At 77.7% G+C, this 17,687-nt stretch carries 17 protein-coding genes and 1 pseudogene; 5 read left to right on the top strand and 13 right to left on the bottom strand.

The genetic code is table 11. The annotated features are described in order from the left end of the window. Window positions 1-467: 467 nt before the first annotated feature. Window positions 468-1,052: a TetR/AcrR family transcriptional regulator gene (locus tag ABD158_RS17115; protein ID WP_344008833.1), complete on the bottom strand. Its 585-nt coding sequence runs from the start codon at window positions 1,050-1,052 to the stop codon at window positions 468-470. Between the two features lie 23 nt (window positions 1,053-1,075). On the opposite strand from ABD158_RS17115, the gene ABD158_RS17110 reads away from it, so the two are divergent. Continuing rightward, window positions 1,076-2,284 carry an MFS transporter gene (locus ABD158_RS17110; RefSeq protein ID WP_344008832.1) on the top strand — a complete coding sequence of 403 codons (1,209 nt, stop codon included), beginning with the start codon at window positions 1,076-1,078 and terminating at the stop codon, window positions 2,282-2,284. On the opposite strand, the gene ABD158_RS17105 is transcribed toward ABD158_RS17110, so the two are convergent. Together ABD158_RS17105 and ABD158_RS17100 are read right to left on the bottom strand one after the other, a co-directional pair. After that, window positions 2,228-2,509 carry a hypothetical protein gene (locus ABD158_RS17105; protein WP_344008831.1) on the bottom strand — a complete coding sequence of 94 codons (282 nt, stop codon included), beginning with the start codon at window positions 2,507-2,509 and terminating at the stop codon, window positions 2,228-2,230. The genes ABD158_RS17110 and ABD158_RS17105 overlap by 57 nt on opposite strands. Before the next feature lie 61 nt (window positions 2,510-2,570). After that, a complete protein-coding gene (locus ABD158_RS17100; RefSeq protein WP_344008830.1) occupies window positions 2,571-3,077 on the bottom strand; it encodes a MarR family winged helix-turn-helix transcriptional regulator in 507 nt (168 codons plus the stop codon). A gap of 32 nt (window positions 3,078-3,109) precedes the next feature. On the opposite strand from ABD158_RS17100, the gene ABD158_RS17095 reads away from it, so the two are divergent. Beyond that, window positions 3,110-4,378 (top strand): FAD-dependent monooxygenase, encoded by a 1,269-nt coding sequence (locus ABD158_RS17095; RefSeq protein WP_344008829.1) that lies wholly within the window; start codon window positions 3,110-3,112, stop codon window positions 4,376-4,378. Here ABD158_RS17095 and ABD158_RS17090 read toward each other — a convergent pair. From ABD158_RS17090 to ABD158_RS17055, 8 genes are all read right to left on the bottom strand, one after another. After that, window positions 4,347-5,636, bottom strand: a complete 1,290-nt coding sequence (locus tag ABD158_RS17090) for an FAD-dependent oxidoreductase (RefSeq protein WP_344008828.1) — start codon at window positions 5,634-5,636, stop codon at window positions 4,347-4,349. The genes ABD158_RS17095 and ABD158_RS17090 overlap by 32 nt on opposite strands. Window positions 5,637-5,694: 58 nt before the next feature. After that, window positions 5,695-6,948, bottom strand: coding sequence for a glycosyltransferase (locus tag ABD158_RS17085; protein WP_344008827.1), 1,254 nt, complete (start codon window positions 6,946-6,948; stop codon window positions 5,695-5,697). Beyond that, the gene (locus ABD158_RS17080) at window positions 6,945-7,973 is read right to left on the bottom strand and encodes a glycosyltransferase family protein (protein WP_344008826.1); all 1,029 of its coding nucleotides are present in this window, start codon (window positions 7,971-7,973) and stop codon (window positions 6,945-6,947) included. Before ABD158_RS17080 ends, ABD158_RS17085 begins: the two co-directional genes overlap by 4 nt. Continuing rightward, a complete protein-coding gene (locus ABD158_RS17075; protein WP_344008825.1) occupies window positions 7,970-8,797 on the bottom strand; it encodes a glycosyltransferase family 2 protein in 828 nt (275 codons plus the stop codon). Before ABD158_RS17075 ends, ABD158_RS17080 begins: the two co-directional genes overlap by 4 nt. Continuing rightward, on the bottom strand, window positions 8,794-9,846 hold the full coding sequence (locus ABD158_RS17070; protein ID WP_344008824.1) for a hypothetical protein: 1,053 nt from the start codon (window positions 9,844-9,846) through the stop codon (window positions 8,794-8,796). The genes ABD158_RS17075 and ABD158_RS17070 overlap by 4 nt, the downstream gene beginning before the upstream one ends. After that, on the bottom strand, window positions 9,843-10,970 hold the full coding sequence (locus ABD158_RS17065) for a glycosyltransferase (RefSeq protein ID WP_344008822.1): 1,128 nt from the start codon (window positions 10,968-10,970) through the stop codon (window positions 9,843-9,845). The genes ABD158_RS17070 and ABD158_RS17065 overlap by 4 nt, the downstream gene beginning before the upstream one ends. Beyond that, window positions 10,967-12,133 carry a glycosyltransferase family 1 protein gene (locus ABD158_RS17060; protein ID WP_344008820.1) on the bottom strand — a complete coding sequence of 389 codons (1,167 nt, stop codon included), beginning with the start codon at window positions 12,131-12,133 and terminating at the stop codon, window positions 10,967-10,969. Before ABD158_RS17060 ends, ABD158_RS17065 begins: the two co-directional genes overlap by 4 nt. A gap of 120 nt (window positions 12,134-12,253) precedes the next feature. Continuing rightward, window positions 12,254-13,441, bottom strand: a complete 1,188-nt coding sequence (locus tag ABD158_RS17055; RefSeq protein ID WP_344008819.1) for a zinc-dependent alcohol dehydrogenase — start codon at window positions 13,439-13,441, stop codon at window positions 12,254-12,256. Window positions 13,442-13,548: 107 nt separating this feature from the next. Between ABD158_RS17055 and ABD158_RS17050 the strand changes: the two genes are divergently transcribed. Together ABD158_RS17050 and ABD158_RS17045 are read left to right on the top strand one after the other, a co-directional pair. After that, window positions 13,549-14,022 (top strand): SRPBCC family protein, encoded by a 474-nt coding sequence (locus tag ABD158_RS17050; protein WP_344008818.1) that lies wholly within the window; start codon window positions 13,549-13,551, stop codon window positions 14,020-14,022. Window positions 14,023-14,083: 61 nt separating this feature from the next. Further along, window positions 14,084-14,950, top strand: coding sequence for an SDR family oxidoreductase (locus ABD158_RS17045; RefSeq protein WP_344008817.1), 867 nt, complete (start codon window positions 14,084-14,086; stop codon window positions 14,948-14,950). 20 nt (window positions 14,951-14,970) lie between these two features. On the opposite strand, the gene ABD158_RS17040 is transcribed toward ABD158_RS17045, so the two are convergent. Continuing rightward, window positions 14,971-15,807 (bottom strand): sigma-70 family RNA polymerase sigma factor, encoded by an 837-nt coding sequence (locus ABD158_RS17040; protein WP_344008816.1) that lies wholly within the window; start codon window positions 15,805-15,807, stop codon window positions 14,971-14,973. 357 nt (window positions 15,808-16,164) lie between these two features. On the opposite strand from ABD158_RS17040, the gene ABD158_RS17035 reads away from it, so the two are divergent. Beyond that, complete coding sequence (locus ABD158_RS17035; RefSeq protein ID WP_344008815.1) at window positions 16,165-16,878, top strand: GAF and ANTAR domain-containing protein; 714 nt, start codon at window positions 16,165-16,167, stop codon at window positions 16,876-16,878. Between the two features lie 54 nt (window positions 16,879-16,932). Here ABD158_RS17035 and ABD158_RS17030 read toward each other — a convergent pair. Beyond that, window positions 16,933-17,687, bottom strand: a pseudogene (locus ABD158_RS17030) (hypothetical protein); the annotation flags it as partial.

The following is a 17,687-nucleotide window of genomic DNA, read 5'->3' as shown; positions in this document are numbered from 1 at the left end:
AGAACCTGGACCTGGCGGCGGCGACGACGGCGCTGAACTCGGGGGCGAAGGTCGCGAACCTGCGCGCGGAGCTGGTGCTGCCGCAGGCGGCGGGCAACGACTTCCAGGGTCTGAGCAACACGATCACGTTCACCTTCGACGCCACCCAGCGCACCGCCGACTTCCGCTGAGAGCCCTCGGCCGGCGCACACCCTCTGACGCACATCCACTGACGCACACCCAGTGACCCGCAGCCGACCGGCTGTCGGTCACACCTGACACGGCCGCGCGGCCGAGACCGCCGCGCGACCAGCCCGGACTGCCGGGCGGACGCCTCGCCTGGGGGGGAGGAGGTGTCCGTCCGGCGCGAGACGCCGGTTGCCCCCGTGGCCGGCGAGGACGCCGCCCCACTCCGCTGCTCCCCAAGGCAGCGCGGGTGCGGGCGGCGTTCCTGTGCCCGGACACCGGCAGGACACGGGCGCGACGCGCTAGGGGCGGGCCGTGCGGCCGGTGTGCGCGTCCACCAGGGTCTCGGCCACGCGGCGCGTCGCCGCCGGGTCGGCGGCGTCGCGCAGGTGCATCGCGAGATGACCGGTGACCACGAGCAGCAGGTCGGCGGCGAGGTCGGCGGCCACGTCGGCGCGGCCGGTGACCGGCTCCGCGAACGCGCCCAGCCGCTCGGTCAGGGAGGTGGTGTCGCGCGCGAGCGCCGTCGCGAGCTCGGCGGGCGGGTCGACCGCCTCGGCCGCGGTGCCCAGGAACGCGCACCACCGCGCCCCGTCGGGCCGCGCCCGGAACGTCTCCAGGGCGTCGAGCACGGCCAGCAGCCGTCCGCGGTCGTCGGGCGCCGCCGCCACCGCCGCGTCCCACACCTCCAGCCACGCCGCGTGCCGCCGCTCGAGCGCCGCCGCGACCAGGGCCTCCTTGCTGCCGTAGGCGCGGTAGAGGGTCGCGGGGGAGGCCCCGGCCCGCGCGAGGATCGCGTCGACGGGCGTCGCGGCGATCCCCCGGGTGAACAGCAGGTGGTCGGCGGCGTCGAGCAGCTTGGTGCGGGTGCGCTCGCGGGTGGCCACCTCCTCAGCCTAGACTCGCAGATGTGAAACGACCGTTATCGTTCGATGCCACGCGGACCTCCTTGCTCGTCGTCGCCGGGACGTCCCTCGTCGCCGGCACCTACGGCCTCGTGCGCCTCGCCTACGGGCTCTTCCTGCCGGACGTGGCCGCGGACCTCGGCCTCGCCCCCCGGCTGGCGGGCTGGACCTCGTCGGGCGCGTCGGTCGCCTACTGCGCCGGCGCGCTGCTCGGCCTCGGCGCCCACCGGCGTCCGCGGCTCGTCGTCCTGGGTGCGCTCGCCACGGCCGCGGTCGGCTCGCTCGTGATGGCGGCGTCGCCGGGCGTGGGCCTCTTCGTCCCCGCCGCGGTCCTCGCCTCCGCCGGGGCGGGCCTGGCCTCGCCGGGGATGGTCGCCCTCCTCGAGCGGGCGCCCGGGCTCCGCCGGCCCGAGCGGGCGCAGGCGGTCGTCAACGCGGGCACCGGTCCCGGGCTGGTCGCGGTGGGCGTCCTGGCGCTCGTGCTCCTGCCGGACTGGCGGCTCGCCCTGACGCTGGGCGGCGTCCTCACCGCGACGGCGGGCGTCCTCGTGCTCCTCGTCGACCGGTCGCGGTCGCTCCCGTCGCGGGAGGTCGGACCCGCGGCCGGTGCTCCGCGGATGGGCGTCCGCGCCCGCCGGCTCGCGCGCCCGGCGACGGGCGCACTCCTGCTCGGGGCGGCGTCGGCGGCGGTCTGGACCTTCGGCCGCACCCTCGTCGTGGACGCCGGCGCCGGCCCGACGGCATCCGTCGTCGCCTGGGTGCTGCTCGGCGTCGGTGGCACGGCGACGGTGCTCACTGCCGGCCGGCTCGGCGCCCTGCCGCCCGCCCGCGCCTGGCTGGTGACGGCCGCGGGGGTCGCGGGGGCCCTCGCGCTGCTCGCGCTGGCGCCCGGTGTCGTGGCCTCGGCGTACGTCGCGTTCGTGGTCTTCGGCTGGTCCTTCGTCGCGGCGACCTCGGCGCTGATCGCCTGGGCGGGCCACGTCCTGCCGTCGCGGGCCGCCTGGGGGACCTCGGTGCTGTTCGTCCTCCTGGTCGTCGGGCAGGCGCTCGGCTCCACGGTGGCCGGCGCGTCGGCCGGTCCGTGGGGCTGGCGGGGGGTGTTCGCCGGCGCCGCCGTGGTCGCGGTGGTCGCGGCCCTGTGCGGGGCGCCGGTGGCGTCAGCGGTGGTCCGCGTACCCCGGCCCCTCCCGGACCGTGCCGCCGTCCGCGGCTGAGGGGTCGTCGGACGACCCGTCGACCGGCACGGCCCGGGTCGCGTCGTCCGCGACGTACCAGGCGACCCAGGCCGCGGGCCACAGCAGCAGCGCGACCGCGAGGGGGCCCCGTCGACCGGGGGTCCGCCGGGCCTGGCCGCGGGCGGTCAGCGCCCCGACGAGCAGGTACAGCAGCGCGAGCGCGCCCAGCGCGGCCGCTGCGCCCACGTCCTCGGCCCCGGTCACGAGCCCATGATGGTCGACGTGCCGCCTCCGGGCCAGGGGTCGTCGGTCCCGTCCTGACTCGTCAGTCCGCGCGACCCCGCGGCGGCAGGGCGGCGACCTCGGCGGCCGCGTCGGCCATGGCGCGGTGGACGGCCTCGAGGAGGTCGGCGGCGGCGGCGACCTCCGCCGCGGGGTGGGCGCCCAGGGCGGCGCCGACGTGACGGCCCAGCGGGGCGAAGAAGGCCCGCGCCTCGACCGCGACCGCGGGAGCGCTGCGCAGCGTGACCACGCGGCGGTCGCTCGCCTCGCGTGTGCGCACCAGCAGTCCGGCCCGCTCCAGACGGTTCAGCAGCGCGCTCGTCGCCCCCGAGCTCAGGTGCACGCGCCGCGCCAGGCGGGCGGGCGTCAACGGGTCGTCACGGTCCTCGGCCCACAGGATCTCCGCGAGCGCCGCCGCGTCGCCCGCGTGGACCCCGAGCCAGTCCGCGAGGTGGCGGGTCAGCTCGGTGTAGTCCGCGGCGTACGCGCGCAGCCCCAGCATCAGCCGCGTGGCCTCCGCGCCCAGCGGTCCGCCCTGCTCGTCCTGCACCCGGTTTCCCTCCACTGTCTAACATCTTCATCATGAAGATATCTCGTCGCGCGCTGGTCAGCGGCGCCAGTGTCGCCGGACCCGCCCTCGCCTGGTGGCTCGAGCGTGCCGGGTGGCGGGTCGAGGTCGTCGAGCGGGCGTCGCAGCTGCGCACGGGGGGCCAGAACGTCGACGTGCGCGGGGCCGCCCGAGGGGTCGTGCGGGCGATGGGCCTCGAGGACCGGCTGCTCGCGGCCGGCACGGGCGAGGCCGGCATCCGCTTCGTCGACGGAGCCGGTCGGTCGCTCGCCGAGTTCCCCGCCGGCGAGGGCGACAGCGGCGGTGCGACGGCGGAGGCCGAGGTGCTGCGGGGCCGGCTCGCCCAGCTGCTCGTCGGCGCCTGCGGTGACGGCGTGCGCTGGCGCTGGGGCGACACGATCGCCGCCCTCGACCAGCGGCCCGCCGGTCGGGACCACGAGGGTGTCGAGGTCACCTTCGCGAGCGGCGACCGCGCGACGTACGACCTCGTCGTCGCGGCCGACGGCGGACGCTCGCGCACCCGGGACCTGGTGCCCGGCACCGACGCCCGGCTGCGGCCGCTCGGGGTGACCATCGCCTACGGCACCGTCCCGCCCGCCGCGGACGACGACCGCTGGTGGCGCTGGTACGTCGCGCCCGGCGGGCGCAACGTGACCCTGCGCCCGGACGGGGAGGGCACGACCCGCGCGGCGCTCGCCTTCGCCGCGGACCCGGACGGGCCGGCCGGACTGCGCCTGGCCGACCTCGACGACGACGGGAGGCTCGACCTCCTGCGGCGGCGCTTCACCGGAGCGGGCTGGGAGTCGGAGCGGGTGCTCGCCGGCCTCGCCGCCGACCCCGAGCTGTACGTCGAGCACCTCGCGCAGGTGCGTGCCGCCCGCTGGACCTCGGGCGCCGTCGCGCTGCTCGGGGACGCCGCCTGGGCGGTCACGCCGCTCGCCGGCCAGGGCACGAGCCTCGCGATCGCGGGCGCGCAGGTGCTCGTGGGCGAGGTCGAGGCCGCGCTGGCCGCCGGCGGCACCGTCGCGGAGGGGCTCGTGGCCTACGAGCGCGTGATGCGTCCGGTCGTCGAGGACGTGCAGGACCTGCCGCCGGGGGTGCCCCGGCTGGCCTACCCGCGCTCCCGGGTCGCGGTCGCCGCGGCGCGCACCGCGTTGCGGGTCGCGGGCTCGCGGCCCGCGCGACGGCTGGCCGGACTGCTGCCCGGTGGCGACGACGGTCCCGCCTGGGAGGTGCCGGACTACCCGGCCCTCACCCGCCCTGCCGGTGGCGCGCCGACCTGACCGCCCACGCCACGGCCGCGGCGGCGGGCAGCCCCGCCCGCGCGACGGCGGCGCCGAGCGGCTTGGCGCTGGCCCGGATCCACCCGACGGGCTGCAGCGACTCGGCGACCGCGGCGGCGGCGTAGGGGCGCATCGCGCGCTGGTAGTCGTGCACCGCCATCGGCACCGTCTTGTGCCCGTCCCGCGCCGCGAGGAGCTCGCGGTGCAGCACGTGCGCGTCCTGGATGGCGGTGCTCGCGCCCCGGCCCCCGGTCGGCGGCATGGCGTGCACGGCGTCGCCCAGGGCGGTGACCTCGCCCGCCGGCCACACCGCGAGACCGGCCGCATAGCGCGGCGCGGCGTGGAACCGGAACGACGAGGTGGTCCCCGGGTCCGCGCGGCGCACGACGTCGAGCAGCTCCCCGCCCCAGTGCCGCCGGGCGAGCTCGTCCTCCGCCGCCGCCACGAGGTCCGCGCCCCGCACCGAGCGCAGCGCGGCCGTGCCGGCCCAGTCGAGCAGGATCACGCCCCACACGTACGACGGCTCCACCCCGAGCGGCGGGGGGCCGGTGAACGAGCGCACCGCCGCCTGGTCCAGCGGCGCGTGGTGCCCGACGTACAGGCCCGAGCCGCCGGGACCGACGGCCAGCGTGGAGCGGTTGCCGAGCATCGCGCGACCCGCCGGCGCGACGGCGCCCTCGGGGGTGCGACCCGCGAGTCCGACCAGCCCGATCGGCGCCGACGTCGGCCCGCCCGCGAGCCGGGTCGCGATCGCCGAGCCGACCCCGTCGGCGGCGACCAGCACGTCGCCGACGACCCGCGAGCCGTCGTCGAGGAGGGCCGCCACGCGGCCGCCACCCCGCCCCGTGCCCGTGTCCCCGCCGTCCTCGCGCTCGTAGCCGGTCACGCGCGCGCCGCGGCGCAGGGCGTCGTCGAGGGTGTCGGCCAGCAGCAGGCGCAGGGTGACCCGGTCCACGTCGAGGCTGTCCTCGGCGCTCACCGAGCGGTCGACGGCGATCAGGCGGCCGCGGTGGTCGCGGATCGCGAAGCCGCGCTGGTTCCACGCGCCCTGCGACACGGCGTACAGCTGCTCGACGGCCTCCGGCGCGAGGAGCTCGCGCAGGCCGTCGAGGGCCTCGGCCTGCAGGTGCAGGCTGTAGCCGCCGGTGCGGCGCAGGTCGGTGTCGCGCTCGAGCACGGTGACCTCGACGTCCGCGCGCCGCAGGCCGCGCGCGAGCGCCAGACCGCCGATGCCGCCCCCGGCGATGATCACGTGCACGGCACGATCCTGACCCGGCGGCACCGCCGGACCGAATCGTCACCGCCGGCCCGGTCGCTCAGCGGTCCCACCAGCCGCCCAGCCACGCGTCGAGCGGTACGGCGCCCGCGCGGCGCAGGCCTGGGGCCCGGGCCGTGTGCGTCGTGGACGGCTCCAGCCCGAGCGCGACCCGTCGCTCACGGCGCAGGTCGGTCACGGTGAGCAGGTGACCGTTCGGTCGCCCGGGGCCGTGCTCCTCGGTCCGCACGTGACGGCGCACGTCGCCGCCCGCGCCGGCGGCCACCAGGGCGGCCCAGTCCTCGGGCTCGGCGACCACCCCCTCGTGCAGGTGGACCCCGAGCAGCGCGCGGGTGGCCTCGGGCCCGCCGGCCGGTCGGACCCGGGGGTCGCGCAGCTCGCGCCACGGGGCCGCGTCGCTGACCACGACGGCCTGCGGGCAGCCCGCCAGGAACCCGTCGACGGCCACCACCAGCTCGCGCACGCCCAGCCCGGGGTCGTGGGTCAGGACCACCCGGGCGGGCCCGGCGCGCAGCCCGCGCAGGGCGAGAGGCCAGGCGTGGACGCGTCGGGCCGACGCGAGGGTGCCGGCGGCCCGCTCCTCGTCGGTCGCCGTGTCGCGCCGCTCGGCGTCTCCGGCGTCGGGGCCGTCGTGCCAGGCGACCGCCCCGGGGACGTGGCGCAGGCGACCGCCGGCGGTCCACCAGCGGTGCGCGAGGTCCCAGTCCTCGCCGCCGTAGCCGACGAAGGACTCGTCGAACCCACCGACGCGGGCGAACCAGTCGGCCGTGCAGGCGAGGGTGGCCGAGATGACGAAGCGGAACGAGGTCTCGTCGGCGGCGCGGAGGTCGTCGGTGGCCCGCCAGCCGTCGTGCAGCCAGGCGGGCCCGGGCAGCTCGCCGGCGGCCGCCCCGGCGAGCGGGTCGGCCGGGTCCGGGGGAGCGGCGAACCGCGTGTGGCGGCGCCGGCCCACGACGAGGAGGTCGGGCTCCGGCGAGGGGTGGGCCGCGAGGGGGGCGACGAGCCGGCGCAGGTAGGACGGCTCGGGCGCGGTGTCGGCGTCGAGGAACGCCAGCACGTCCCCGGTAGCGGCGGCCGCCCCGTGGTTGCGCGCGGCGGCCGCGCGGAAGCCCTCGTCGGGCTGGGTCACGACCCGGACGCCGGGGGGCACGACGGGTGGGGTCGCGGACCCGTCGTCGCTGACGACGACCTCGTGGGGCCGCCGGTCCTGGCGGGCGAGCGCGGCCAGGGTGCGGGCCAGCTCGACGGGCTGCTCGTAGTGGGTCACCACGACCGAGACGCGGGGTGCGCTCACGGAGCCGACCCCGGGGCGGGGCGGTCGTCCCGGTCGTCCCTGTCGTCCTGGCCGGTCTGGGCCTCCCACCAGGCGCGGTAGGCCGCGGCGGTGTCGTCGAGGTGGGGTCGCGGCGGGGGGCCGAGGACGTCGGGCGGTCCGTCCAGCCGGGCCGCGACCCGGGCGGCGAGCGACGCGACGCCGTCGTCGGCGTCGTACAGGTCGAGGGTGCCGGGACGCAGCCGCGCCATCTCGCGGGTGTAGTCACCGGCCCGCACGAGCGGTCGGCGCCCCAGCGCGACCCAGCTGTTGAGGGAGCCGGACGCCGAGAGGTTGGCGTGGGCGACGAGGCCGACGCCGGCGACGAGCATCCGCCGGGCGGCCTCGACGTCGTCGAGCCACCCGGTGGTCGAGAACCGGACCCCGAGCCCGTCGGCGCGGGCGGCCAGCTCGGCGAGGAGGTCGTCGTGGCCCGCGGCGACCGACCCGAGCGCCCGCACGGCGGGGCGCTGCTCGGGGGTGTCACCGAGCAGGGCCGCGGCCTCGAGCGCCTCGACGTGGCCCTTGCCGGGGTAGACCCACCCGAAGACGGCGACGCTGCGCTCGCGCGGACCGTCGACGGGGGCCGGCGGCGCCGGCACGATCGGCAGCGGCACCACGCCGCCGACGGTGCGCGGCGCGCAGTGCGCGGCGACGGTGGCCCGCTCGGTCTCCGAGCTGGTCACCCATCCCCGCGCAGCCGCGAGCACGGCGGCGTAGGAGTCGCGGCGCCGGGCGAACCACTCGCCGTCGGAGGGCTGCGGCACGTCGTGCAGCGTCACCGTCGTGGGGTGGCGCGCGGCGAGCCGGACCAGGGCCGCGGCGGCGGCCTCGGGGGTGCCGCCGTAGAGCCGGTCGGTGAAGTGGACGTGGACCGGTGTGCCGGGGGCCGGCAGGTCGAGATGGGTGGTGGTGGCCGCACCGGCGGCGCGGGCGACCTGCCCGGCGAGGAGGGTGACGCCGTGCCGCTCGGTGCCGGCGACGAGCACGTGGACCGGCGGGGTCACGGGACCAGCCGCCAGCCGTCGTCCTCGCGGACCACGAGGCCCCGCGCGGCGAGCTGCTCGAGCCAGCCTCCCATCGGCCACCAGCCCCACCGCGCGGCGAACAGCCGGCCGTTGCGCACGATGTCCGCGGCGTGCTGCACCGGCGGGTCGGACGTCGGGTGGTGCTGGTGGTACGCCGGGGCGTCGCCGAGCCAGCCGAGCCCCAGGCCGGCGGCCCGGGCGCGCTGGCCCAGGTCGGTGTCCTCGGCGCCGTAGCCGGTGTAGGCCTCGTCGAACCCGCCGGTGCGCCGCCACGCGTCGGCCGACAGCGCGAACGACAGCGACCAGAACAGCGCCCAGTCACCGCCGCGCTCGCGGGCCCCGGGTGCGGGTGCGGGTCGCGCCGGGTGCGGGTCGTCGAGCTCCGCGAGCCGCTCCAGCGGGTACGGGCGGTCGTCGGGGGACAGGTAGGTCACCGGCCCGCACCACACCACGTCGGGCTCGTCGGCGACCGCCGCGGCGTAGGCGGCGACCGTGCCCGGCCCCGCCAGGCAGTCGACGTCGAGGAACACCAGCACCTCGGCCCCGCGGCGCAGGGCCTCGGCGGCCCCCAGGTTCCTCGCCGCGGCGAGCGGGAGCCGGCCGTCCGCGGGCAGCGGCAGGTCGACGACGTCGTCGCGACCCACCACCGCGGGGATCCGGGGGTCGCCCATCGCGACCACCACCCGGTCGTGGGCGGGTGTCCCGGCGGGGCCCGCGACGGTGGAGAGCGAGCGCTGCTGCTCCGTGAGGTGGGCGTGGCGGCCGTGGGCGACGGTGACGACGGCGACCCGCGGGGCGCTCACGCGGGCACCCCGGCCAGCACGTCCGCGAACCGTCCGGCCGCCCCGCCGTCGCACCACGACGACCAGGCCTCGCCGTCGAGGGCCTCCACGCGGTCGAGCAGCCCCGCCCAGTCGTCGTCCTCGAGGGTCGGCAGCGAGGCCGCGGGCCACGGGCCGTCGGCGAGGTGCCGGGCGGCGACCGCCTGCTCGTCGAAGGGCCGGCCGGCGGCCACGAGGACGGCGGGGACCCGGGCGGCGGCGACCTCGGCCACCGCGTTCTGGCCGGCGGCGGCGACGACCACGTCGGCGCTGCGCAGGCAGTCCCAGACCTCGTCGCGCCACGTCCCGCCGGGGCCGAGCACGACGACGTCCCAGCCGGCGTCGCGGGCGGCGTCGGTGAGCGCGGCGGCCTGCGCCGGGGTCCACGCGTCGCCGCCACGCCCGCCGAGGAGCACGAGCCGGCGGCGGTGCCTCCCGGTGCCGGGTGCGGGTGCGGGTGCGGGCTCCGGAGCGGGGGCGAACCGCGACAGGGCGCCGACGGCGCGGACCCGGCCGGTCAGGTCCTCGGGCATCCCGGGCAGCAGCGCCCGGGTGGTGGCGTCGTCCGCGGGCCAGCAGCCGACGAGCACCTCGGAGCAGCGCAGGCCCAGCCGGTGCGGGCCGTCGGCGCGGCGGCCGGGCAGCACGACGGAGACCACGGGGACGCCGTGCAGCCGGCAGAGCAGGGCGACCTCCTGCGAGACGTCGACGACGACGGCCCGGGGGCGGGCGCGGTCGAGCCAGGCGGAGACCTTCGCCGTCCGGTGCCGCAGCCCCTCGTGACCGCGGGGGGCCCAGTGCAGGACCCCGCCGGCGGTGCGGTCGTCGGGGGACAGCGCGTCGCAGGAGGGATCGACGTCGGGCGGGAGCCGGACCCAGGGTCCCTCCCAGCCGGGGGGCCGCGGGAGCGAGCTGAGGCCGGTGACCTGCTCGGCGGGCCGACCGGACGCCGGGCGGGCGAGCTCGGCGGCCACGGCGCGGGCGCGGTGCAGGTGGCCGGCGCCGTGGTGGTGGACGTACCACCCGATCACGCGACGCCCTCCATCTGGCCGACGGCCTCGGCGTACAGCCGCTCGTAGGCGTCGACCATGGCCGGCAGCCCGAAGGCCGCCGCGCCCGCGCGGACGCCGGCGCGGTCCAGCCCGGCGGCGTCGCGCATCGCCGTCGCCAGCGAGGCGGGGTCGTCGGGGACGGCCAGGCGGCCGGTGGTCGGGGTGAGGATCTCGGGCAGCGCGCCGCGGGCGAACGCGGCGACGGGCGTGCCGGTGCTCAGCGCCTCCACCGCGACCAGCCCGAACGGCTCCTCCCACGCCGGGGTGAGCACGGCGACGCACGCGCCGCCGACGGTGCGGGCGAGCTCGCGCTGCCCGAGGTGGCCGAGGTAGCGGTAGCAGGCGTCGGGACCGGTGGAGGAACCGGCCGGGTCGTCGAGCAGCGGGCGCACGAGCGCCTCGACGTACGCCGGGTCGCCGACGGGGCCGACGAGGTCGAGCGGCATGCCCGCCCGGCGGGCGGCGAGCAGCGCCTGGTGGGGGGCCTTCTCGGGCACGAGCCGGCCCGACCAGACCGCCCGCGGTCCGCCGGGGCCGACGGGCCAGCGCGCGGGGTCGACGCCGTTGTGCACGACGCGGGCGTCGACCACGGGCCGCCACTGGGCGGCGGTCGCCTCGCTGACGGCGATGAAGCGGCAGTTGTCGCGGGCCAGCGCGACCGCGGACTCCAGCCACGGCACCGGCGGGGTGTGCAGCGTGGTGACGACGGGCACGTCCAGCGCCGCGGACATCGCGATCGGCAGGTGGTGCAGCGAGTTGTTGTGGACCAGGTCGTAGCGCCGGGAGCCCCCGGCGGGGCCGACGCGGCTGTCGTGCTGCAGCGACAGCATCAGGTCCAGGTAGGCGTGATGCTCGGCCATCCAGGTCTCGGGCGGCGCGGCGAGGTCCGCGCGGGCCGTCGGGGAGGAGGAGAACGGTGCGACGGGCAGCGTGTGCGCGCCGAGCTCGGGGCTGGAGCCGGGCGCCGCGAACAGGTCGATGTGGTGGCCGCGTCGTCGCAGCTCGGTCACCAGCGCCGCGGTGTGGGCCTCGAGCCCACCGGCGAAGGGCTCGGCGATGGGGAAGCGGCTGGACGCGATCACGCAGATGCGCAGGGGTCTCATGACCGGCCCCCGGCGGCCTCGAGGGCCTCGACGTAGACTCGGCGGGTGGTGGCCCCGATCCGCACCTGCTGGCGGCGCCGGTCGTCGGCCTCCAGGCCGACCAGGTCCGCGCCGGGGGCGGCGGCGTCGTCGAGCAGCCGTTGCAGGGCCGCGACCAGCGACGCGGCGTCGAGGGTGTCCTCGCCGGCGGTGAAGACGGCGTCGGCGCCCTGGTCGGCGTAGTGGCCCAGCGACGGCGCGAGCACGCGGGTGCCGACGTCGTGGCAGGCCTCCAGCCAGCCGGAGTGGGTGCCGAAGCGGTAGGGGAGCACGGAGACCGTCAGCGCCGCGAGCTCGGCGGTGAGCTCGTCGTCGCTCCAGTGCTCGTGCCAGACGACGTCGACGAGCCCGGTCTCCTCGGCGGCGAGCGCGTCGAGGCGGGCGACGACCTCGCGGACGCGCTCGTCGTCGCGGTCGCGGACGTCGCGCTGCACGGTGACCCGCAGGCGGGCGCCGTCCTCGCGGTCCCGCAGCGCGGCGAGCAGCGGCTCGAGCAGGCGCAGCGGCTCGACGTTGCGGCGCAGCTCCTTCACCGCGAGCCCGACGACCGGCGGCCCGGCGGTGCCGGCGGCGGTGCGCTCGCGACGCGTCGCGCGCACGGCGGCCATCGTGTCGAGCGTCACGACGTGGGGGTGGGGCACGACGAGCGGACGGCGGCCCCACCGGCGCTCGACCTCGTCGGCCGCACCCTCGGTGAGGGTCAGCAGCGCCGTGGCCCGCGGCACCAGCACGTCGAGCTGGGCGCCGAGCAGGTCGGGGTCCTCGTGGTGGGGGTTGCGCAGGTCGTGCAGCGTCAGCACGAGCGGACGGGCGGTGCCCTCCAGGGCGTCGGCGAGGTCGGTCAGCTCCTCCGGGTGCGCGGCGTCGTAGCCGAAGTGGAGGTGGAACAGGTCGAAGTCGTCCTCGCCGGTCTGGTCGCGGACCCATGCGGCGTCGAGCGCGACCGGCGGCCACCAGCGGCCGCGGGCCGGCCGGGAGGGGTCGTCGGGGTCCGGGTCCGGGCGGACCCGGACGACCGGGCGGGCCCCGTCGGCCGGCAGGACGTGGCGCACGTAGGGGTGTGCGGCGGGCACCGACACCAGCTCGATCGTCTCGGGCCGGGCGATGGTGGGGACGTGGGGCACCGCTCTCCTCGTGGGGGACCTCGCGCCGGCCGGTCTGCGTGAGCCGGCCGGCGCGGGGTGGTTCGGATGGGTGGGGGTGGTGCGGGGTGGTGCGGGGGGGGCCCGGGGGGTCCGGTCCCCTCAGGGGCGGAAGACGGCCTTGACCATGCCGTCCTCCTTGTCGCGGAAGGTCCGGTACGCCGCGGGCGCCTCCTCGAGCGGGAGGCGGTGGGTCGCGAAGGACTCGACGCCGAGGACGTCCTCGTCCTGGGTCAGGACGCCGAGGATGTCGTCGCTCCAGCGGCGGACGTTGGCCTGGCCCATGCGCAGCTGCACCTGCTTGTCGAACAGCTGGAGCATCGGCATCGGGTCGGCGGCCCCGCCGTACACGCCGGAGACCGAGATCGTGCCGCCGCGGCGCACGCAGTCGATCGACTGGTAGAGCGCGGCCATCCGGTCGAGCGAGACGTGGCGCATGACGGACTGCTGCAGCCGCTTGGGCAGCAGGCCCACGGCCTTCTGCGCGAGCTCGGCGGGCGGCGAGCCGTGCGCCTCGAGGCCGACGGCCTCGTGCACGGCGTCGGCGCCGCGGCCGTCGGTCATCCCCCGGACGACGTCGCCCAGGTCGTCGGCGTCGACCTCGGTGAGGTCGATCGTCTCCGCGCCGCGGGCGCGGACCCGCGCCAGGCGCTCGGGCACCAGGTCGACGACGATGACGCGCAGGCCGCGGGTCAGCGCGATCCGCGCGGCCATGTCGCCGATCGGGCCGGCGCCCATGACGAGCAGGGTGCCGCCCTCGGGCACGTCGGCGTACTGGACGCCCTGCCACGCGGTGGGCAGCACGTCGGAGAGGAAGAGGAAGCGCTCGTCGGGCGGGCCGTCCGGCACGCGGATCGGGAGGGTGTCGGCGAACGGGACGCGCAGCGCCTCGGCCTGGCCGCCCGGCACGGCGCCGTACAGCGAGCTGAAGCCGAAGAGGCTGGCGCCGGTGCCCTGGTCGCGGTTCTGGGTCGTCTCGCACTGGCTGTGCAGGCCGCGCGAGCACATCCAGCAGGTGCCGCAGCTGATGTTGAACGGGACGACGACGCGGTCGCCGACCGCGAGGTCCGAGACCTCGGCGCCGACGGCCTCGACGACACCCATCGGCTCGTGGCCGATGACGTCGCCGGGGGTCATGAATGGCGCGAGCGGGTCGTACAGGTGCAGGTCGGAGCCGCAGAGGGCGGTGGAGGTGATGCGGACGACGGCGTCGGTGGGCTGCTCGATCGCGGCGTCGGGGACGTCGGTGACCTGGACGTCCTGGCGGCCCTGCCAGGTGACGGCCCTCATGAGGCGGTCCCGGTGGGCGCGGGGTGGGCGGTGGTGGGGGTGACCATGACGACCGGTGCCCGGAGGTGGTGGCCGTATGCACGGACCGTGGGCGGGCACGCGGGTCCATGACCTCCTCCGCCCCGACCGTCCGCCGTCGCCTGTCCTGCTCCGCCGACGACGTCTGGGCCACGCTCGCGGACGGCTGGCTCTACCCGCTGTTCGTGGTGGGGGCCTCGCGGATGCGGGAGGTCGACGACGACTGGCCGGGGGTGGGCTCGGAGGTCCACCACTCGTTCGGCGCGTGGCCGGCCGTAGTCGACGACACGACCACCGTGACGGCCTGCGAGCCCGGGCTGCGGCTGCGTCTCGTCGCCTCGGGGCGCCCCGGCGGGGAGGCGGAGGTGGAGTTCCGGCTGAGCCCCGCGACGGCGTCGGGACCGGGCGACGGCGCGGTCTGCGACGTCGAGCTCGCCGAGGACGTCGTCAGTGGCCCGGCGCTGCTGGTGCCGCGGATCCTGCGTCGGCCCGCCGTGGTCTGGCGCAACACCGAGACCCTGCGCCGCCTCGCCTTCGTCGCCGAGCGTCGTACGGCCGGCTGAGCGCGCGCAGCGGGTCGCGGGCCCGGCCGGATCGGCCGCACGGGCCCGGGTACGGGCGGCCATGAGCGACGACGGGACGCAGTTCGGCGAGCAGACCCAGCAGCCCCCCGGGAGCACCGGGGCGATGGACCCCGAGCCCGACCACGGCGAGACGTCGTACGTCGGGCACGGCCGGCTGGCCGGCAAGGTCGCGCTGGTCACGGGCGGCGACTCCGGCATCGGGCGCGCGGTGGCGATCGCGTACGCCCGTGAGGGCGCCGACGTGGCGATCACGCACCTGCCCGAGGAGGTGGACGACGCCCGCACGACCGCCGCGCTCGTCACCGACGCGGGCCGGCGGGTGCTCGTGGTCGAGGCCGACCTGCGCACCTCCGCGCGCTGCGCGGAGGTCGTCGCGCAGGTCGTCGGCGAGCTCGGGGCGCTCGACGTGCTGGTCAGCAACGCCGGCTACCAGTGGGCCCGCGACGGCCACGTCACCGCCCTGACCGACGAGCGGATCGAGCGGACCTTCGCCACCAACGTCTACGCCGGCCTCTGGCTGGTGCGGGCCGCGCAGCCCCACCTCGCCCGGGCCCGCGGCAGCATCCTGTTCAACACCTCGATCCAGGCCTACGAGCCGTCGACCTCGCTGCTGGACTACGCCGCGACGAAGGCGGCGCTGAACAACCTCACGGTCAACCTCGCCCAGCAGCTCGGGCCGGAGGGGATCCGCGTCAACGCCGTCGCGCCGGGCCCGATCTGGACCCCGCTGCAGCCGGCGACCCAGCACCCCGGGAAGGTCGCCGACCTCGGCGCCGACACACCCCTCGGTCGGGCCGGTCAGCCCGCCGAGGTGGCGCCGGCGTTCGTGTTCCTCGCCAGCGACGCCGACGCGTCGTACGTCTCCGGCACGGTGCTCGGCGTCACCGGCGGCAAGCCGGTGTTCTGAGGCGCGCCGGCGCCGACGGCTCAGGCCGCGGCGACGGGCTCGAGCCGGCGGCGCAGTGCGTCGAGGGTCTCGCGCAGCCACCGCGACACCGTGGCCTGCGTGACGCCGAACTCGCGTCCGATCTCGCCCTGCGTGCGCTCCTCGAAGAAGCGGAGGTAGATCACGCGCTGCTCGCGGGTGCCGAGCGTCGGCAGCAGCCGCGACAGCATCGCGCGGGCCTCGGCGGCGCCGAGCTCGTCGGCGTCGAGCGGGATCAGGTCGCCCAGGGAGACGCCCGATCCCGGCTCCGTCGGCTGGTCCAGCGAGGTCGGCTGGAAGCACCCCGACGCCGTCGCGGCCTCCGTCTGGTCGGACTCCGTGACGCCGGCCCGCTGACGGACCTCGAGGTCGGTCGGCTCGAGGCCGGACGCGGCGTACAGGTCGTCGCGGGTGCGGCGCAGCAGCTGCTGGAGCTCCTGGACGCGCCGGGGCGGGCGCACGCTCCAGCTGTGGTCGCGGAAGTGGCGCAGCACCTCGCCGCGGATGGTCGGGACGGCGTAGCTGAGCAGGTCCTGCTCGCGGGTGTCGTCGTAGCGGAGGACGGCCTTGACGAGCCCCTCGGAGGCGGCCTGCTGCAGGTCCTCGAGCGGGACGCCGCGGTTGGCGTAGCGGCGGGCGACGGCGAGCGCGACGCGGTGGTTCAGCTCGATCACGGCCGCGAGCAGGTCGTCGCGGGCAGGGCCGGACGGGGCCGCGTGGGCCTCGCCGAGAAGCTGCTGGGTGAGCCTCTGGCGCTCGTCGTGGCTCAGGGAGCGCGCGCGGCTCGTGGCCAGTGCGAGGGTCCTCGAGGTCGAGAGCGCCGTGGTGTCGGTGGACATGGGTGGACCTCCGCGAAAAGTACGTGCGTGGTCCCCACCGGTTGGCTGCAGCGAGGTGACTGCTCCGACCGTACCCCTGTCCTGCGGAGAACTAACATCGCGGCGACGGCCCCCAGGCCACATGGGTCTGAAGCGCTGGGGGCCTGGTCGGACCGGAGCCGCGCGGCGTGGGACACCGACCTGAGGCTCGGTACCACCTCGTCGCCGTCCTATCCGCGATCGGGCGCCTCGTCTCGCGCGGCGGTGCGAGACGGTCGAGCGGAGTCGGGCTGAGCCGACCGGCGGGGCAGGCAGTACCTTGTCCCGGGGCCGGGGATGGGAGAGCCACGGCCGCGCACGAGGGAGATCCGAGACCACATGGACCACGACGCCGAGTCCTTCGCCGCGCTGGCGAGGAAGATGCAGCCCAGCTCGGGCGAGGACGGCGACACCGCCGCGACGATCATCGGGCTGGCCGCCACGACGCTGCCCGGTGTGCACGGGGCGAGCATCACGCTGCGGGTGCGGCACGGGCGCTACACCTCGCTGGGGGCGAGCGCGCCCGCCGTCGAGAAGGCCGACGCCGCCCAGCACGAGCTGCGCGAGGGCCCCTGCGTCGACGCGGTCGAGGCGGGCGAGTGGTTCCACAGCCCGGACCTGGCCCACGACGCGCGCTGGCCCCGGTGGGGGCCGAAGGCGGCGGAGCTGGGCTTCGGCTCGCTGCTCGGCCTGCCGCTGGTCGGGGGGCGAGAGCCCGCAGCGTCGCTGAACCTCTACAGCCGCGACACCGGCCAGTTCGAGGACCACGACGCGCTCGACCACGCGATCCTCTTCGCGACCCACGCGGCGATGGCGCTCCAGGCGGCCCACCTCATCAGCGGCCTCGAGACGGCGGTCACCTCCCGCCACGTGATCGGGATGGCCCAGGGGGTCCTCGTGGAGCGGCACGGGCTGCTGCCGCATCAGGCGTTCGCGCTGCTCCAGCGGGTCTCCGCCACGACCAACACCAAGCTCCGGCGTGTCGCCGAGCAGCTCCTCGCGACCGGCCAGCTGCCCGGCGAGGTCACCCCGCAGGACGTCGTCGACGCCTGAGGCCGGGTCGGGCCGGGCCGGGTCGGGTCGTGTCGCCGGCGTCGGCCGGGAGGCTCAGGCCACGGTGACGTCGCGGTGGTCCGGCGCGACCCCGGCCGGTGCGTCGGAGGTGAACACCACGACCCCCGGGTGGTCGGCGACCACCCGGCGCAGGACCTCGCGCCCGTCGGGGTCGAGGTCCGCGTCCAGGCGGTCGAGCAGCAGCAGCGGCGGCCCGCCGTACGCCGCCCGCGCGAGCGCCAGCCGCGCCCGGTCGGCGGCGGCCAGAGGCTCCCCGCCGCGGCGCAGCTCGGTGCGCTCGGCGCGCTCGAGGGTCGCGAGGACGGGGCCGAGGCCGACGTCGTGGAGGGCGGCGGTGGCGTCCGCGGGGTCGAGGTCGGGGCGCCGGTAGCGCACGACCCGCGCGAGCGTGCCGCGCTCGACGGCCTGCCCGGTCGCGGCCAGGCCGACGAGCTCGCGGCGCCGCGCCGGTGCCGCGGCGGCCAGGTCCCAGCCGTCCACGACCACCCGCCGCTCGCCGCACGGCGAGGCGAGGTCGCGCAGGACCGCGCCGGCCCCGTGACCGGTGAGCCGCACCCGGTCCCCGGGCCCGGCGCTCAGCAGGCCCGCCACCACGACCCGGCCGTCGGCGGGGGCGCAGCGATCCGCCGGGCCACCGGCGGCGAGGGGGGTGCCGGCTCCGAGCGGGGTGCCGACCAGCGGACCGACGAGCGGCGCCAGGACCCGCCGGGCGGCGCGGAAGTTCTGGCGTAGCTCCGCGATCCGGCCGGCCTCGGTGAGGGGCGCGGCGAGCACCCCGGCGACGGTCA

It is taken from the genome of Nocardioides lentus, assembly GCF_039529515.1.
GTDB classification, from domain to species: Bacteria; Actinomycetota; Actinomycetes; order Propionibacteriales; family Nocardioidaceae; genus Nocardioides; species Nocardioides lentus.
This window is presented reverse-complemented; position numbering and strand designations above follow the sequence as displayed.

Bases quoted from the DNA above. Each gene is read 5' to 3' on its own strand.
- ABD158_RS17045 (WP_344008817.1), top strand. From the start codon at position 14,084: ATGAGCGACGACGGGACGCAGTTCGGCGAGCAGACCCAGCAGCCCCCC.
- ABD158_RS17055 (WP_344008819.1), bottom strand. From the start codon at position 13,441: ATGAGGGCCGTCACCTGGCAGGGCCGCCAGGACGTCCAGGTCACCGAC.
- ABD158_RS17065 (WP_344008822.1), bottom strand. From the start codon at position 10,970: ATGAGACCCCTGCGCATCTGCGTGATCGCGTCCAGCCGCTTCCCCATC.
- ABD158_RS17035 (WP_344008815.1), top strand. From the start codon at position 16,165: ATGGACCACGACGCCGAGTCCTTCGCCGCGCTGGCGAGGAAGATGCAG.
- ABD158_RS17050 (WP_344008818.1), top strand. From the start codon at position 13,549: ATGACCTCCTCCGCCCCGACCGTCCGCCGTCGCCTGTCCTGCTCCGCC.
- ABD158_RS17095 (WP_344008829.1), top strand. From the start codon at position 3,110: ATGAAGATATCTCGTCGCGCGCTGGTCAGCGGCGCCAGTGTCGCCGGA.
- ABD158_RS17040 (WP_344008816.1), bottom strand. From the start codon at position 15,807: ATGTCCACCGACACCACGGCGCTCTCGACCTCGAGGACCCTCGCACTG.